Raw genomic sequence first — 15,982 nt, 5'->3', positions numbered from 1 at the left:
GGGAGGCGGCAGCATGTTTACCGGTTTGGTGGAAGAAGTCGGTCAGATCCGGCGTATTGGTCGGAAAGGCGAAGCGATGGTCCTGAATATCGGAGCTTCCGCCATCATGGACGATCTGAAGATTGGTGATAGTGTAGCAGTGAACGGCGTGTGCTTAACTGCGACAACGCTCGAAGGTGGAGGTTTTACCGCCGATGTAATGCCTGAAACCTATCGCCATACCAATCTCAGTCAGCTGCAATCTGGCAGTAAAGTTAATCTGGAGCGGGCCATGCAATCAGGCGGTCGTTTTGGGGGACATATCGTTCAGGGCCATGTTGATGGTACTGGAGTGATTGGCAGTATAACACGTGATCAGAATGCGATTGTGTTTGAGATCAAGCCTGATGATCACCAGTTGTTCAAATATCTGATCCCCAAAGGATCGGTTACACTGGATGGCATTAGTTTGACCGTTGTCCATACATCGGATACCGCATTCACGGTTTCCATTATCCCGCATACCATTGGTGAAACTGTACTAAATGTGAAAAAGACAGGGGATACCATTAATATCGAATGCGATATTTTGGGCAAATATGTGGATCATCTGCTCCAGTATGGGAGAGGGCATCGGGAGACGGGGGCTGGCAAGCCGCGCAGTATCAGTGAAGATTTTCTCTCCAATCACGGATTTGCATAAATAGAGAACAGAAATTAACTGGAGGTGGACCAATGTCAGAACAATCCATTCTGGACACAATAGAAGAAGCCATATATGATCTCATGCGTGGTAAACCCGTCATTGTTGTGGATGATGAAGATCGGGAGAATGAAGGCGATTTTATCGCTTTGGCCGAAAAGGCGACACCTGAAGTCATTAATTTCATGATTACTGAAGGTAGAGGTCTGGTCTGTGTTCCGATTACACAACAACGTGCGGACGAACTTAACCTTAAACCGATGGTTCAACAAAATACGGATTTCCATGGAACAGCCTTCACCGTTTCTGTGGACCACAAAGATACGACAACAGGTATTTCGGCACATGAACGCTCTATTACCGTGAAAGGTCTAATTGATCCTGAGGCGAAAGCCGGGGACTTCCGTAAGCCTGGTCACATGTTCCCGTTGATTGCAAAAGACGGCGGAGTACTTCGTCGTGCCGGACATACGGAAGCGGCTGTAGATCTTGCTATCATGTGTGGTTCCTACCCTGCCGGCGTTATTTGTGAAGTAATTAAGGAAGATGGCACGATGGCCAGACTTCCGGATCTGCAGGAGATTGCCCGCAAACATGATCTGAAGCTGATTAGTATTCAGGACATGATTCGTTACCGTAACGAAAAAGAGCAGCTGGTTCAACGTGAAGTGGCTGTGCGTATGCCGACGGACTTTGGTGAGTTTCAAGCGGTGGCTTATACAAACGCTGTGGACAATAAGGAACATGTGGCTTTGGTCAAAGGCGAAATTGATGGTTCGAAACCCGTACTTGTACGTGTGCACTCTGAATGTTTGACAGGTGATGTATTCCATTCGCATCGTTGTGACTGTGGTCCGCAGTTTGATGCGGCACTCAAACAGATTCACGAGGAAGGCAATGGCGTACTGCTCTATATGAGACAGGAAGGTCGGGGTATCGGGCTGATCAACAAGCTCAAAGCCTATAAGCTGCAAGAGGAAGGTATGGATACTGTTGATGCAAACCTGAGTTTGGGTTTTGCTGCCGACTTGCGTGATTACGGAATTGGCGCTCAAATTCTGAAAGACCTTGGGGTTCGTCAGATCAGACTGCTAACTAACAACCCTCGTAAAATTAAAGGTCTTGAAGGGTATGGACTTGAAGTCGTAGAGCGTGTCGCGATCCAGATGGAGGAGAACGAGGACAATACGGTTTATCTTCATACCAAGCAAGCCAAGCTGGGGCATATGCTCAAGTTTGATGATATCGAGCAAAACGAACAGTAAATATATTTTAGATGAATAACGTTCACCATGTAATTTATGGAAGAGATTAATTAGGAGTTCCGGTACTTACATTACATTATACCGTTAGGGAGATGACTTGAATGCCACAATTTTTTGAAGGACATTTAGTATCAGAAGGATCACGATATGGAGTTGTCGTTGGACGTTTCAACGAATTCATTACCAGTAAATTGCTTAGCGCAGCGCTCGATGCATTCAAACGTCACGGCGTGCAGGATGATGAAGTGGATGTAGCCTGGGTTCCAGGTGCGTTCGAAATCCCTTTGATTGCGCAGAAAATGGCGGAGAGCGGCAAGTATGATGCGGTGATTACCTTGGGAACTGTCATTCGTGGATCCACTACGCATTACGATTATGTGTGCAACGAGATGGCTAAAGGGGTAGCAGCAATCAACCTGAAAACTGGCGTGCCTACGATCTTTGGACTGGTTACAACAGAAAATATTGAACAAGCGATTGAACGTGCCGGAACCAAAGCGGGTAACAAAGGTTGGGATGCAGCTACGGCGGCAATTGAGATGGCAAACTTGACGAAACAGCTAAAATAGTGCTTATTTAATAGTAGTGCCCTGCTTTGCGCAGACGAACACGGGAAACCGGATTCGGACGGCTTAGCAGGGTTTTGTATTTTTCTGGCGGGAGGATTCGTCTAGTGACGGTAGTTACATACAAACTGGAGACTTTTGAAGGGCCTTTGGATCTGCTGCTTCATTTGATTGATAAGGCTGAAATTCATATCCAGGATATTCCCATCAGCGATATTACCGATCAATACATGGCGTACCTGCATTCAATGCAGGAACTGGAACTGGATATTACGAGTGAATTTCTGGTCATGGCAGCAACATTGCTGTCGATCAAGAGCAAACTTTTACTGCCTAAACCACCGGTAATTGAGGACTTCGAGGATTATGATTTTATGGAAGAAGAAGATTATGATCCACGTGCAGAGCTGATTGCACGTCTGATAGAATATCGCAAGTACAAGGGAATTGCGCGTCACCTTCATGAACGGGAGTGGGAACGCAGCCTTATATTTTCCAAAGAGCCCGAGGATCTGCGCCCCTATATGCCCGTAGAAGCCCAATCGAACCCGGTTGAGGGTTTACACACCTCTGACCTGATTGCAGCCTTTCAGAAGGCGCTACGCAAGGCTGAGAAGCGCACAACTGTAACCCGAATCAAACGGGATGAGATTTCGGTTAAGGACCGCATACGGGATGTCATCGGCGCTTTGGAAAGTATGGGGCCGGGAGGCAGACTGTTATTCTCCAAGTTGATGGACGAGCATATCTATCGCCATGAGATTGTTGTCACTTTTCTGGCGGTGCTGGAACTGATGAAGATGAAGCAGATTGTCTGTTATCAGGAACGGATGTTTGAGGATATCGTTATGGAGTGGAGAGGGGAAACAAAGAATCATGGATTTTCCGAAATTGAAATCGATTATTGAAGGCCTGCTGTTTTTGTCCGGAGAAGAAGGTCTGAGTATCAAACAAATTGCCGAGATCGTCGACCAGCGAGTGGAGCTTGTAACGGACGCGATTGAGGAGATGATTCATGAATTTTCACAGCAGGGACGAGGTGTACAGATTCTCAAGATCGCTGGTGTAGTTCAGTTGGGCACCTTGCCTGACCACGCTGTATATTTCGAGAAACTGGCATACTCTCCCGCACGAACGTCCTTATCCCAAGCGGCTCTGGAGACGCTGGCCATTGTGGCGTATCGTCAGCCCATTACACGGGTAGAGATTGAGGAAATCCGCGGTGTAAAATCGGAGCGGGCCATCCATACGCTTGTGAATAAGGATCTAATTATTGAAGTGGGACGAGCCGAGGCAATCGGACGACCAATTCTATACGGAACAACCAAGTCATTCCTGGATTATTTCGGACTGGCTTCAATTAAAGACCTTCCCGAACCAGGCTTGTTCGAAGATTCGGAAAACCTGGAGGAAGAGACACAACTATTATTCAACAAACTGGATTTGCAACAACTGGAACCGGAAAGTGTTGATCCGGCGGATGACCTAAGTCATATCGATAGCGAAGACGATAATACAGACTCTTCACTCTAATTTGCAAGCTCATACTAACCGACACCCAAAGTGGGGTCGGTTTTTTTTGTGCATTATTTTTAGATAAATGGTTAATAGAACAGTTTCCAAACAAATATGAAATGGGATTTTTAGGTCAGACGTGAATTTTTTCCTATTCAAAGTGCCATACTAGACGAGAAAAGAATTGAGGGCTTGGAGGTAAGGCCTGTGTGGATTTGGCTTGGAGGAATCGGTTTGTTGTTCGCATTGCTGATTGCCGCAGTCCTCATCTCAAATGTTCATGTACATTTTACATTCAGTAAACATAAAAGTGATGATTACGCCAATATTAATGTTCGTCTTCTCTATGGAATTGTGCGGATTAACTATGAGATCCCGAGTATTGTTTTTCGTAATATGAAGGAAGGTTTTCTGGTCAAGACCGAACAATCCATGAATCATTCGAGAGGGGAGGCCCAGGGAAGCGAGAGGGTCAACAAACGCAAAGTCAAAAAGTGGACTAAAGATGTGAAAATCATGCTTAGGGCAACGGACGCGCTCAAGCTGTGGCTGAAGCAAACACTTACACGCGTACATATGACCCAACTGTCCTGGGCTACCCACATCGGCGTTGGTGATGCAGCATATACAGCGGTGCTGACGGGCTGGGTGTGGAGTATCAAGTCCATTATTATTGGTTTTCTCACCTATCAGATCCGCTTTGATGAAACACCTGTGCTTCAGGTTATGCCGGTATGGTCCGATGAAATGGAATTTAGAACGGAGCTTGATTTCAGAGTGAAAATTCGGATTACAGCCGTTCTGATCGCTGGAGTTACACTACTCACCCGTGTGCTTCAAGTTGAAGGCGGATGGCGGATGTGGTTCAAACTTCTTCAGGAACAGCGCCGCAGGCATAAAGAGAAGCAAAAGAATAAGCTTAGTGGGACAACAGTATAAAAACCCATCATAGTCGGTCTGTTTTTGGGAATGTAAGGTTGGGATTTGGTGAGTGTATTTAAAATGCTTATTACATAAGTCCCTTCAAGTTTGGGGATGATATGGGTAGATCAAACCTAGCTTACATTGAAACTGGAGGGAATTTAAATGTCAGATCATCCAATTCAAGGCTTAATGGAAACCGCAATGGAAAATATCAAGGCCATGGTGGATGTCAATACAATTGTTGGCGATGCAGTCGAAACACCAGATGGTACCGTGATTCTGCCAATCAGTAAGGTTGGATTCGGATTTGCTGCCGGTGGTAGTGATTTTCACGTTAATGGAGAAAGTAGTGGCAAAAGTGGTGCTACGGGCACCTCTGCTGAACATGCGAGTTCAGCTAAAGTGGCTTCTCCGTTTGGTGGCGGTAGTGGTGGCGGTGTATCCATACGTCCTATTGCGTTCCTGGTGGTAGGTAAACAGGGGGTACACATTGTACCACTCGATAACTCCACACATCTGTTTGAGAAACTTATTGACTCCACCCCTTATGTTTTGGACCGAATTCAAGGCATGTTCCAACGGAATACAACACCAACGAATACAACAGGTGTACCCGTTACACCAGATCCATCAACCTATAGCTGAATCATTTCGTCATGATCCCTCCCGCATCCCAGCGTGAGGGATTTTTGCTGTTTTTGCTCTATGGGACATACTCCAAGTTGTCCGAACATAAGATAGTACAAGATTCCAAGTGACCCGGAGGAATGAATTGATGCGAAAAATAACGAAAGTCATTGCATGCATGCTTATCCCTGTCTTCTTGCTGTCTTCATTAGGGGCTACTCAAGCCCAGGCAACGATTCAAGGTCCGTCTACACATGCGCAAAGCGCTGCTCTCATTGATGTCACATCAGGCCGGATCTTATACAGCAAGGATGGGGATAAGGAACTGCGAATTGCTAGCTTGACCAAAATCATGACAGCGATCGTAGCGATCGAACACAGCAAGCTGGATGAGAAAGTGAAAGTGTCTCCCACGGCGTTTGCCAAAGAAGGATCGTCTCTCTATCTGAAGTTAGGTGAAGAGATGACGCTTGAAAACATGTTGTACGGGCTAATGCTCCGTTCAGGCAATGACGCTGCCTCTGCGATTGCAGAACATGTCGGTGGATCGGAAGAAGGCTTTGTCCTGTTAATGAATAAAAAGGCGGAGCAAATCGGTCTGACGCATTCTCATTTTATGAACCCTCATGGACTGGATGCAGAAGGTCACTATTCTACAGCCAATGACTTGGCCCGATTAACGGCATATGCATTGCACAATCCGGTGTTCAAACGAATCGTAGCCACGGAGGACAAATCCGCACCGAACCCCAATGAAAGCTGGGAATACTCTTGGCACAATAAAAATAAAATGCTGCGGATGTATGAAGGTGCAGATGGAGTGAAAACCGGCTACACAAAAAAAGCTTTCAGATGTTTGGTCAGTTCCGCTACACGTAACGGACAGCAGCTCGCCGCAGTAACGCTGAACGACGGAAACGATTGGAACGATCATGCTCGGATGCTGGATTTCGGGTTTGAGTACTTCCCGTTAGTAGAGGTCGCCAAGCAAGAACAGCCTGTGCAAAATACAGATGTTGTTACGGGCCGGGGATTCTGGTATCCTCTGGCCGAGAGTGAGAAAAGTTCATTGACCAAAAAGTTGATTCTGCACGAGAATCGCGCCCAGTCGGAAACGAAAGTCGAAGGCAAGGAACAATCGACAGATCCTTCGTTCGGATTGGCAGGTCGCATTGATATGCAGCTTGATGGCAAACTTGTTGGCTCAATTCCGGTGTATCGCAAAGGCAGTTATATTCCTCCTGAACCGAAGACAGAAGATGCAACGCTGGGTGGAATCGGTGATGTCTCTTCCTGGGCAGCTGCATGGCGTGCCGTGTTAAGCCACCTGTTGTCTCCTTAGCTAAATCGCCATTGAAGGGAGGATATAATCCATGATTAATCTAATTTGGCTGCTCATGATTTTAATCGGATTTGCTTTTGCAGCCGTCAACGGCAATATCGAAGTGGTCACGCAAGCCGCTTTTGATGGGGCGGCAACGGGAGTCACGGTCTGTTTTGGACTGATTAGTGTGCTTGTGTTCTGGATGGGTATGATGAAAATGGCTGAGGATGCTGGCCTCTTGGCCCGGATTGCCAAGCTGCTCGGTCCGGTTGTGGGCTTCCTATTCCCCGATGTGCCCAAAAATCATCCGGCGATGGGTTATATTCTCTCCAATATGAGTGCGAATCTGCTGGGGCTAGGAAATGCGGCTACTCCGATGGGAATTAAAGCCATGCAACAACTGCAGGAGCTTAATCCGGACAAACAAACCGCTTCTCCTGCGATGTGCACCTTACTGGCTCTGAATACGGCTAGTATTACCATTATTCCGACAACGCTGATCGCCATCCGCTTAAACTATCATTCCGCCAATGCAACAGAGATTGTGGGAACAACATTGATGGCTACCATTATCGCTACACTTGCTGCTATAATCGCCGATCGCTGGTATCGGAACAGGGCTTTACACAAACCGCCGCGCGTACCGAAAAGTGGCAATCCCGGCATGAAAGGATGAGCACCTTTGTTAACCTTCATCAACTGGATCTCCGTCTGGGCCATCCCGGTTATTATCGCGTTTGTTCCATTATATGCGTTTACCAAAAAGGTCCCGGTTTACGAATCCTTTGTTGATGGGGCCAAGGATGGATTCTCTACTGCAATCAGTATTATTCCGCATCTCGTGGGCATGATGGTCGCAATCAGCGTATTTCGTGCCTCGGGTGCACTGGATTTTGTGATTAGCCTGTTCGCTCCGCTGGTGTCCTGGATGGGTGTTCCGGGCGAAGTGTTGCCACTCGGAATACTGCGTCCTTTAACGGGGACAGGCTCTCTGGCGTTTACAACCGATCTGATCAAAACCCATGGCCCTGACTCCATGATTGGACGTATGGCATCTACGATTCAGGGGAGTACAGACACCACGTTATATGTGCTGACTGTTTATTTTGGGGCTGTAGGCATACGGAACGGTCGATATGCACTCAAAGTAGGGTTGTTTTCCGATGTCGTTGGTTTTATTGCTGCCCTCGCCATTTGTTTGCTCGTTTTTGGTTAAATGATATCTCCTTTCCTTCCGATATATTAGATATGCTAGAATAATAGCGGAGGAGAGTGAGACATGCAGAAGAGTTGGAAACGAATGCTCCGTGTCGGAATGTCAGGCGTGCTTGCTATTGCAATGCTCGCAGGGTCAACGGGGCTGGCGGCAGCTCAAGCCGTTCAGACAATACATTTTACAGGTTACTTCAATAAACAGCTGCGTGCACAAATGGCAGTCACAGCGGATTCTTTTCCAGTCGTGAATGTACGTTTGGTCAAGCAGGATGAACCCGATATGGTATATTATGATGTTGGTACCTCAATATTGATCTCCAAGGATGAAGTGCTCACGAATTATCATGTCGTTCAGAGTTTTGCTGAACTGTCTGATGGTGATGAAGGTACACTGACTGTTGCAAGTCCGGGTTCCTTGGGTAAGCCTGTAAAGGCAAAAATTATTAAGACAGACCCGGTGACAGATATGGCACTGCTGAAGCTGGACAAGGAAATAGACGCCCAACCGGTCACGTTTGCAAACGCAAGGGATAACCAGATTGTTTATACCATTGGATTCCCCAAAAATCCTGCTGGTGATCTTGTCATCCTGGATGAAGATTTTCCCTCAACCTACAATACGGTAGCAAAAAGCAGAGTGTTCAGTTCCCAAGCTTCGGACGTTCCAGGTAAAAAGGGAATCGGCAGTATTGTGAAATCCATGGCACAAGGTAATTCAGGTGGCCCTGTTCTGGATCAGAACAACCGGGTCATTGGTATGATGACATTTGTGTACGGTGGACGTACCTATTATATTACTTCTAAAACATTGCAGACTTTCATTAAAGAGAGTACCAAACCTGCCAAAAAACAGGTTGCAGTTGCCGGCAAAGTTTCCAATTAAATGATTTGAGGAAAGGCTTATCTTTACGCCATCTGTGTTCAACAGGTCGTGTAAAGGCAGGCTTTTTTTGCGTCAATCTCAAAGGGGAAGGTAGCCTAAAATGCATATTCGTGTCGCCAGTTTACAAAATCCTTGGATTATCCTTGTGATTTCCTTGCGTGATGGGTATCATTAGTGTGAGGTGACATGACAAACATGGAAAGATTACAAAAAATTATCGCACAGGCAGGCATTGCATCCCGCCGCAAGAGCGAGGAACTAATTCTGTCCGGCAAAGTAGAAGTTAACGGGGAGGTCGTAACCGAACTGGGTACAAAAGCGAACCCCGAAGAGGATATGATTACGGTTAATGGAAAACCGATCCGCAGTGAGAAAAAAGTGTACTTGATGTTAAACAAGCCAAAAGGCGTAATCACAAGTGCATCTGACCCGGAAGGTCGGAAAATTGTATCCGACTACCTGAAAGGTGTCAAGGAACGCGTATATCCTGTGGGTCGTCTGGATTATGACACAGAGGGCTTATTGATCCTTACCAATGATGGTGAGTTTGCACATTTGCTGACGCATCCGAAGCATCACGTACCCAAAACGTATCACGCAACGGTTAAAGGTGTGCCGCATGGTACAGCTCTGGAGAAATTAAAGACAGGCATTATGCTGGATGACGGCATGACTGCTCCTGCAGAGGTAGAGTACAAAGATGTGGATACAGCGGCCAATGAGTCGATCATTTCCATTACGATCTATGAAGGACGTAACCGTCAGGTTAGACGTATGTTCGAAGCAATCAACCATCCGGTAACTCGTCTGAAACGGATTTCGTTTGGTGGTATTTTGCTACAAAACCTGAAACGTGGTCTGACACGCAATCTGACCAAAGAGGAAGTCAACAACCTGATTACCCTCGCACAATCAGAACCAGCCAAAAAAATGAAAAAAAGGTAATGTGAGGACACATAATTTTCATAAAACCGCCGCAGTTTTGTGACGAAATTCGCTATAATTGTTCATAGGATGTTCACAGTTGTCTTAGACCAATAAGATGCGAATGCTACAGTCACTTAAAAGGGGAGCAGCACATGGGCAAATCAAGAAGAACGGTGCAAATCGTCATTTTGTTATTGATCCTGGTGTTGGGCGGATATGCGATTACCACATCGGTATCCGGCTCGAATGGCAAGCCAAAGGAAGGGGACAAGTCTCCTTCTTTTGAACTGCTGGGCCTGGATGGTCAAGTTCATACGTCTGATGAGTACAAAGGAAAAGCAATGGTGATCAATTTCTGGGGCACCTGGTGTGAACCTTGTGTTAAAGAAATGCCTGCACTTCAGGCGCAAGCTGACAAATGGAAGGACCAGGGAGTACAATTTGTCGGAATTAATGTTGGAGAAGACCAGATGACCGTTGATAATTTTGTGCGGCAGGTTGGGGTTACGTTTCCAATCATGCTTGACAGGGAGAAAAACTCGGTTCGTGATTTCGGGATCTCTCCGATGCCAACGACATTTTTTGTATCTGACACGGGCAAAATCTCTACCATTCATATCGGGCAACTTGATTTGGACACACTTGACGCTCAAATTTCGCAACTGGCGAAGCAGCCCTGACAGGAGGTCTATTCGTGTTCCAAAATACCAAATGTGAGTGCGGACACCAGAATCCGGTAGGCACTGTACTATGTGAAGCATGTGGGAAACCGCTACTGGAGTCTGAAGCTAAATCTGATGAAGTGCTGGAAATGCGTTATGATGGCATGGCGCGCCGTTCACAGCGCAGTAATCCCAACATCATTGACCGCATATGGAACTTTTTTTCTTCCGTTAAAATTGCCGTCTATATGATTGTTTTCACGCTTGTAGGTTCTATGCTTGGTACAATCTATCCGCAAGAAAGTACGTTCTTGAATATTGATCCTTCCGTGTATTACAAAGAAACATACGGTCAATTGGGTCATATCTATTATCTGTTGGGTTTATCCCATACATACGAATCCTGGTGGTTTATTCTACTGCTGGTGCTGATTGGGGCATCATTGGTGATATGCAGTCTGGATCGCGTCCTACCGCTCTACAAAGCACTGAATAAACAGAGAATACGTAAGCATACGCAATTTTTGACAAGACAGCGTCTGGTGTACCAAGGTACCATCGAAGAGGCACCAGAAGACTGGATTAAGAAAGCGGTTACGCCGTTGAAAAAGAAAGGATACCGCGTACACACCCAGGGTGATGCATTACTCGCCGAGAAACAGCGATTCAGTCGCTGGGGCCCATATGTCATCCATATTGGACTCATTATATTTTTGCTGGCGGTGCTTGCACGAGGACTTCCTGGTCTGAATCTGGATGAGCATGTCGCTTTTCCTGAAGGTGAGATCAAAAAGATCCCGAATACGTCGATGTATCTGCAAAATGAACAGTTTAATGTTGAATTCTACACTGAGGAAGAAGTGCCTGAGCAATTCCGTAACCTGAATAAGACTGTTCCAAAACTTTTTGAAACAAAAGTTGTTTTGTATGAATGTACAGCAGATTGTTCGGATCTTTCGAAGAAACCTCAGTTAGCTGAGGTGGCAAGACATGATGTGCGGGTGAATCATCCATTGAATTATAACGGTCTGAAAGCCTATCAGTTTGATTATGATCTAACACCCACCATTCGGTCCGTAACGCCTGATCTGGTCAATACAAAGACGGGTGAAGTATATGGGCCAATTAAGATCGATATGGTAGATACCCAAAGAACATTTGAAGCTGGTCCTTATAAGCTCACGGTAAAAGAAAAGTTTATGGACTTTGGATTAGATGAGAATGGTCAGCCCAAATCAAAATCGCCTTCACCTAATGCACCTGCTTTTCTCTTTCTCATCAAGGGACCGGATCTGCCCGAAGAGGGGATACAATATCTGTACTTTGCAAAGCAGATTGATAAACAACGGTTTCAACAAGATGCGATTAACCAACAGTTGATTGGAGCTGAGATTCCTTTACAGCTGGAAGTAGACAGCATGGACAAGGTCGATATTATTCAGTCCGTAAGTTATCTCAATATAAGAGTGGATAAGGCAATGCCTTTTGTCTGGGTAGGAGCCGGTATTGTCATGTTGGGTCTGGTCATGGGTTTTTATTGGCATCATCGCCGCATCTGGATTCGTTTTGATGATCAACAGCTCACCTTGGGTGGACATACCAACAAAAACTGGTTTGGCTTCAGGCGTGAAGTTGCGGCCGTGTTAAAACAGATGAATCTGGAAGTTGAAGAGAAGTCGTTGGATAACGGGGGGAACCAGGCATGAATTTATTGGATTTCAGCAGCGACGCATTTATCGTATCTTTCTTTCTCTATTGTGCTGCATTCTTGTTATATGCTGTCGCGGTCATGGGCAAAAAATGGAGTAATCGTGATCCTCTGGACCATATGAATCGCTGGGGTAAAAGAGCTTTTATCGCTTCGACTGTCGCCTTGGCGGCACATATCGTATTTTTTGTAACCCGATGGGCTGGGGCAGGTCATATCCCGGTTAGTAACATGTATGAGTTCATGTCTTTTCTGTCCATGATGATTATGGTTGCATTTATTGTTGTATATGCCATATACCGCAAGTCATTACTGGGTTTGTTTGCTTTACCACTTACCATTATTATTATGGCGTACGCCGCAGTATTTCCTCAGGAGGTACAACCATTAATCCCGGCACTTCAGTCCATCTGGCTGAAAATTCACGTGACGTTGGCCGCGCTTGGTGAAGCATTCTTCGCCGTGGGTTTTGCCGCAGGGTTCATGTATTTGCTACGTACGGTTGATTTCAGTGGTAAAGACAAGTCTTCAAGACGTCAACGAGGATGGGTTGAATTCACCCTGGTTACGATCGTCGTCGTTATCGGATTTATCGGAACGGTATTTGCCTTTCGTGCAGCTGGCTATGAGGCGGTTTTTGTGCAGAAAACGGTCAGCATTGACACAGAGGTACAGGAAAATAGTACAATAGAGAAAGTGATTTATCGCATGCCTCCGATTTTTGCACCATATAATAGCGAAGTGGAGAGCATGACACCGTTTCTTGGCATGAAAAAACCTTTACTTGAGACGCCTTCCTGGATGAACGGGGTAAATGCCGGGCGTAAGCTGAATACGGTGGTTTGGTCACTTATTGTAGGTCTGATCCTGTATGGAATTGTACGACTTCTTGTACGCAGATCACTTGGACAAGCGTTACAGCCAATGATGGATGGAATCGATGCCGATGATCTGGATGAGATAAGTTATCGCGCGATTGCCATTGGTTTTCCGATATTTACGCTGGGAGCATTAATTTTTGCCATGATCTGGGCTCAGATTGCCTGGAGTCGCTTTTGGGGTTGGGACCCCAAAGAGGTGTGGGCATTGATTACATGGCTATATTATAGTGTGTATCTGCATTTGCGTTTATCCAGAGGTTGGCAAGGTCAGAAGTCCGCATGGCTTGCAGTTCTTGGCTTCCTGGTGGTCATGTTTACGCTGGTTGGAGTGAATCTGATCATTGCCGGATTACATTCTTATGCTGGGGCCGACTAGGACAGTCTCGTATTGCAAAGGTTGAGTTTAGAAGCGGGAAACACAAATGTACCTTTTTATTGAAGGGTATTCAAATATTGTTCGCCAGATCGAACATAATAGAAGTGATGAGGAGTTATTGCAAAGGGGCTGGAGAGGCATGGCTGAACATGAGAATCGAATACTGGTCGTGGATGACGAAGAGAGAATCCGCAGGCTTTTGAAAATGTATCTTGAAAAAGAAGGTTATGAAATCGATGAAGCTGAGGATGGGGAAACTGCACTGCGTAAAGCAACAGCAGGGGACTACGGGCTGATTTTGCTTGATGTGATGTTGCCGGGTATGGATGGAGTTGAAGTGTGTACCCGTCTTCGTCAGGTGAAATCAACGCCGGTTTTGATGCTCACTGCAAAAGGTGAAGAGATTAACCGGGTTCAAGGCTTCGAAGTTGGCGCTGATGATTACGTTGTAAAACCATTCAGCCCGCGTGAAGTGATTTATCGCGTCAAAGCGATTTTGCGTCGAGCTTCCGCGACAGCTTATCTCTCCAAGGAGAGCAATTCGAGTAACAACATCGTGTTCCCGCATCTGGTTATTGAGCATGATGCCCACCGGGTAACCGCTGGTGGCGAAGAGATTAGTCTTACACCAAAAGAATATGAATTGCTGCACTACCTGGCAACATCTCCCGACAAAGTTTTCTCCAGAGAAGAATTGCTCAAAGATGTATGGAATTACGAATTCTTTGGCGATCTTCGTACCGTGGATACGCACGTGAAGCGTCTTCGCGAGAAACTTAACAAGGTATCGCCTGAATCGGCGGCCATGATTACGACGGTGTGGGGTGTGGGTTATAAACTGGAAGTACCGAAGTAGTTTTAGTTTCTGGAGATCACTGGTCGGGAAGTTATGGATCACTATTATCTGCCTTGTGGGTTGTGTACTTATAGCGCTGGGTCTTTTTTTGCTGCCCTACATTGATACGAACTTTGCAGAATCCGAATCCAGAGATATTAAGCGGTTGTTCACCTATATCTGTATTATCGGATTCAGTTTAACCACGTTTTTTGCATTGTTTCTATTCACTAAAATAACGCAGCCCATGCAGCAATTGATTCAGGCAGCCAATGCGATTCGCAAAGGGAACTACGGAACACGTCTCTCCCTGGTAACGAGTGATGAGATTGGTGAACTTGCCAACACATTTAATCATATGGCTGCCCAACTGGAAGATAATATTCGAAACCTTAACCATGAGAAGGAACATCTGGCGAGTGTGCTTCGCAGCATGACCGATGCGGTGGTTACATTTGATGGTGAAGGCAAAGTTATTCTGACGAATCCGCCTGGAGAGAAGATCATGCAGACATGGTATGATCTCGATTGGGCAAAAATGGACGAAGGACAAGATTCCGAGCAGTCCGACAAGTCTTCGCGTGATGTACCTGAGCCCCTTCTTCCTTTGTTCAGAATGGTGATGGAGCAAGGTGGGGACCAGAACTCCAATGTTCATGTACAGCAAGGTGTCTGGTCTGTTCAGATGGCACCGTTGTATGCTGACAGTGTTGTCAGAGGGGCTGTGGCTGTCTTAAGAGATGTAACAGAAGAAGTGCGTCTGGAGAAAATGCGGCGTGATTTCGTGGCTAATGTATCTCATGAGATACGAACTCCGCTATCCATGATGCAAGGTTACAGTGAAGCCCTTTTGGACGGCATGGCAACCTCACCGGAAGAGAGCGAAGAACTGATCCAGGTCATTCATGATGAGTCCCTGCGGATGGGCAGACTGGTTAAAGACTTGCTTGATCTTGCGCGGATGGAAGCTGGACACACGGACATGGTGATGAAAGAAGTTGACCTCGGAGAACTACTTGAACGTGTATATCGGAAGTTCTCGGTGCGTTCAAAAGAACAGGGAATTCAACTGCAATTTAAGTTCGAACAACCAACCATTGAACTTCAACAAGCAGATGAGGATCGACTTGAGCAAGTATTTACGAATTTGCTGGATAATGCGTTCAGACATACACCTACTGGCAAAAATGTAATGATCTCAGCTGAGCGGGTCACTTATCTTCGTGCTCCATTTGTCAGAGTTTCTGTGAAAGATCAGGGTGTAGGTATCCCTTCATCTGACTTGCCATTTATTTTCGAACGATTCTACAAAGCAGACAAGGCTCGTGTTCGGGGAGAAAGTGTAGGTACGGGGCTTGGTTTAGCGATTGTGAAAAATATTGTTGATGCGCATCAAGGCATGATTACCGTCAATAGTGTGCTTGGCGAAGGAACAGAGTTTATTTTGCAATTTCCTTTGGATTCATCGAAATAGCCTGAATTTCATACAAAAAGTGCGGAAACACCCTCTTATGGAGGGTGTTTTTTTGTTGAAGACTACCGTTTAATCTTGTTCAACGTGGAACAAGAATGGTCTTTTTTTGACTAAAAAG

17 protein-coding genes are annotated in these 15,982 nt (G+C 45.9%); all 17 read left to right on the top strand.

The window, feature by feature from the left end:
• Positions 1–13: 13 nt before the first annotated feature.
• The 17 genes from ribE (MHI12_RS19340) to MHI12_RS19260 all read left to right on the top strand — a co-directional run bounded on the left by ribE (MHI12_RS19340) (position 14) and on the right by MHI12_RS19260 (position 15,864).
• Positions 14–682 (top strand): riboflavin synthase, encoded by a 669-nt coding sequence (ribE, locus tag MHI12_RS19340; RefSeq protein ID WP_036607839.1) that lies wholly within the window; start codon positions 14–16, stop codon positions 680–682.
• A 32-nt stretch (positions 683–714) separates the two neighbouring features.
• Positions 715–1,947 (top strand): bifunctional 3,4-dihydroxy-2-butanone-4-phosphate synthase/GTP cyclohydrolase II, encoded by a 1,233-nt coding sequence (locus tag MHI12_RS19335; RefSeq protein WP_076318983.1) that lies wholly within the window; start codon positions 715–717, stop codon positions 1,945–1,947.
• A gap of 101 nt (positions 1,948–2,048) precedes the next feature.
• The gene (ribE, locus tag MHI12_RS19330; RefSeq protein WP_017687651.1) at positions 2,049–2,516 is read left to right on the top strand and encodes a 6,7-dimethyl-8-ribityllumazine synthase; all 468 of its coding nucleotides are present in this window, start codon (positions 2,049–2,051) and stop codon (positions 2,514–2,516) included.
• Between the two features lie 104 nt (positions 2,517–2,620).
• A complete protein-coding gene (locus MHI12_RS19325) occupies positions 2,621–3,421 on the top strand; it encodes a ScpA family protein (RefSeq protein WP_076328266.1) in 801 nt (266 codons plus the stop codon).
• Positions 3,390–4,046, top strand: a complete 657-nt coding sequence (scpB, locus tag MHI12_RS19320; protein WP_405170068.1) for an SMC-Scp complex subunit ScpB — start codon at positions 3,390–3,392, stop codon at positions 4,044–4,046. The genes MHI12_RS19325 and scpB overlap by 32 nt, the downstream gene beginning before the upstream one ends.
• 189 nt (positions 4,047–4,235) lie before the next feature.
• Positions 4,236–4,967, top strand: a complete 732-nt coding sequence (locus MHI12_RS19315; protein WP_405170067.1) for a DUF2953 domain-containing protein — start codon at positions 4,236–4,238, stop codon at positions 4,965–4,967.
• A gap of 147 nt (positions 4,968–5,114) precedes the next feature.
• Entirely contained in the window at positions 5,115–5,597 is a 483-nt protein-coding gene (ytfJ, locus tag MHI12_RS19310) for a GerW family sporulation protein (protein ID WP_036607830.1), read from the top strand.
• Between the two features lie 130 nt (positions 5,598–5,727).
• Positions 5,728–6,921, top strand: a complete 1,194-nt coding sequence (locus MHI12_RS19305) for a D-alanyl-D-alanine carboxypeptidase family protein (protein WP_405170066.1) — start codon at positions 5,728–5,730, stop codon at positions 6,919–6,921.
• Between the two features lie 31 nt (positions 6,922–6,952).
• Positions 6,953–7,579 carry a nucleoside recognition domain-containing protein gene (locus MHI12_RS19300; RefSeq protein ID WP_133385355.1) on the top strand — a complete coding sequence of 209 codons (627 nt, stop codon included), beginning with the start codon at positions 6,953–6,955 and terminating at the stop codon, positions 7,577–7,579.
• A gap of 6 nt (positions 7,580–7,585) precedes the next feature.
• Positions 7,586–8,119, top strand: a complete 534-nt coding sequence (locus MHI12_RS19295; protein WP_017687658.1) for a spore maturation protein — start codon at positions 7,586–7,588, stop codon at positions 8,117–8,119.
• 63 nt (positions 8,120–8,182) lie between these two features.
• Positions 8,183–9,001: a serine protease gene (locus MHI12_RS19290; protein ID WP_405170065.1), complete on the top strand. Its 819-nt coding sequence runs from the start codon at positions 8,183–8,185 to the stop codon at positions 8,999–9,001.
• Between the two features lie 195 nt (positions 9,002–9,196).
• Complete coding sequence (locus MHI12_RS19285) at positions 9,197–9,946, top strand: pseudouridine synthase (protein ID WP_017687660.1); 750 nt, start codon at positions 9,197–9,199, stop codon at positions 9,944–9,946.
• A gap of 134 nt (positions 9,947–10,080) precedes the next feature.
• A complete protein-coding gene (locus tag MHI12_RS19280) occupies positions 10,081–10,608 on the top strand; it encodes a redoxin family protein (RefSeq protein WP_017687661.1) in 528 nt (175 codons plus the stop codon).
• 14 nt (positions 10,609–10,622) lie between these two features.
• The gene (locus MHI12_RS19275; protein ID WP_405170064.1) at positions 10,623–12,296 is read left to right on the top strand and encodes a cytochrome c biogenesis protein ResB; all 1,674 of its coding nucleotides are present in this window, start codon (positions 10,623–10,625) and stop codon (positions 12,294–12,296) included.
• Positions 12,293–13,555, top strand: coding sequence for a cytochrome c biogenesis protein CcsA (ccsA, locus tag MHI12_RS19270; RefSeq protein WP_405170063.1), 1,263 nt, complete (start codon positions 12,293–12,295; stop codon positions 13,553–13,555). The genes MHI12_RS19275 and ccsA overlap by 4 nt, the downstream gene beginning before the upstream one ends.
• 139 nt (positions 13,556–13,694) lie before the next feature.
• Complete coding sequence (locus tag MHI12_RS19265; protein ID WP_036607918.1) at positions 13,695–14,411, top strand: response regulator transcription factor; 717 nt, start codon at positions 13,695–13,697, stop codon at positions 14,409–14,411.
• A 55-nt stretch (positions 14,412–14,466) separates the two neighbouring features.
• Positions 14,467–15,864: an ATP-binding protein gene (locus MHI12_RS19260; RefSeq protein ID WP_341009889.1), complete on the top strand. Its 1,398-nt coding sequence runs from the start codon at positions 14,467–14,469 to the stop codon at positions 15,862–15,864.
• Positions 15,865–15,982 lie beyond the last annotated feature (118 nt).

Origin of the sequence: Paenibacillus sp. FSL H8-0280, assembly GCF_045040665.1 — a bacterium.
Taxonomy (GTDB): Bacteria; Bacillota; Bacilli; order Paenibacillales; family Paenibacillaceae; genus Paenibacillus; species Paenibacillus xylanexedens_A.
This window is presented reverse-complemented; position numbering and strand designations above follow the sequence as displayed.

Coding starts and splice junctions, on each gene's coding strand:
- MHI12_RS19280 (WP_017687661.1), top strand. CDS start 10,081: ATGGGCAAATCAAGAAGAACGGTGCAAATCGTCATTTTGTTATTGATC.
- MHI12_RS19285 (WP_017687660.1), top strand. CDS start 9,197: ATGGAAAGATTACAAAAAATTATCGCACAGGCAGGCATTGCATCCCGC.
- MHI12_RS19290 (WP_405170065.1), top strand. CDS start 8,183: ATGCAGAAGAGTTGGAAACGAATGCTCCGTGTCGGAATGTCAGGCGTG.
- ccsA (WP_405170063.1), top strand. CDS start 12,293: ATGAATTTATTGGATTTCAGCAGCGACGCATTTATCGTATCTTTCTTT.
- ytfJ (WP_036607830.1), top strand. CDS start 5,115: ATGTCAGATCATCCAATTCAAGGCTTAATGGAAACCGCAATGGAAAAT.
- MHI12_RS19265 (WP_036607918.1), top strand. CDS start 13,695: ATGGCTGAACATGAGAATCGAATACTGGTCGTGGATGACGAAGAGAGA.
- MHI12_RS19305 (WP_405170066.1), top strand. CDS start 5,728: ATGCGAAAAATAACGAAAGTCATTGCATGCATGCTTATCCCTGTCTTC.
- ribE (WP_036607839.1), top strand. CDS start 14: ATGTTTACCGGTTTGGTGGAAGAAGTCGGTCAGATCCGGCGTATTGGT.
- scpB (WP_405170068.1), top strand. CDS start 3,390: ATGGATTTTCCGAAATTGAAATCGATTATTGAAGGCCTGCTGTTTTTG.
- ribE (WP_017687651.1), top strand. CDS start 2,049: ATGCCACAATTTTTTGAAGGACATTTAGTATCAGAAGGATCACGATAT.
- MHI12_RS19335 (WP_076318983.1), top strand. CDS start 715: ATGTCAGAACAATCCATTCTGGACACAATAGAAGAAGCCATATATGAT.
- MHI12_RS19300 (WP_133385355.1), top strand. CDS start 6,953: ATGATTAATCTAATTTGGCTGCTCATGATTTTAATCGGATTTGCTTTT.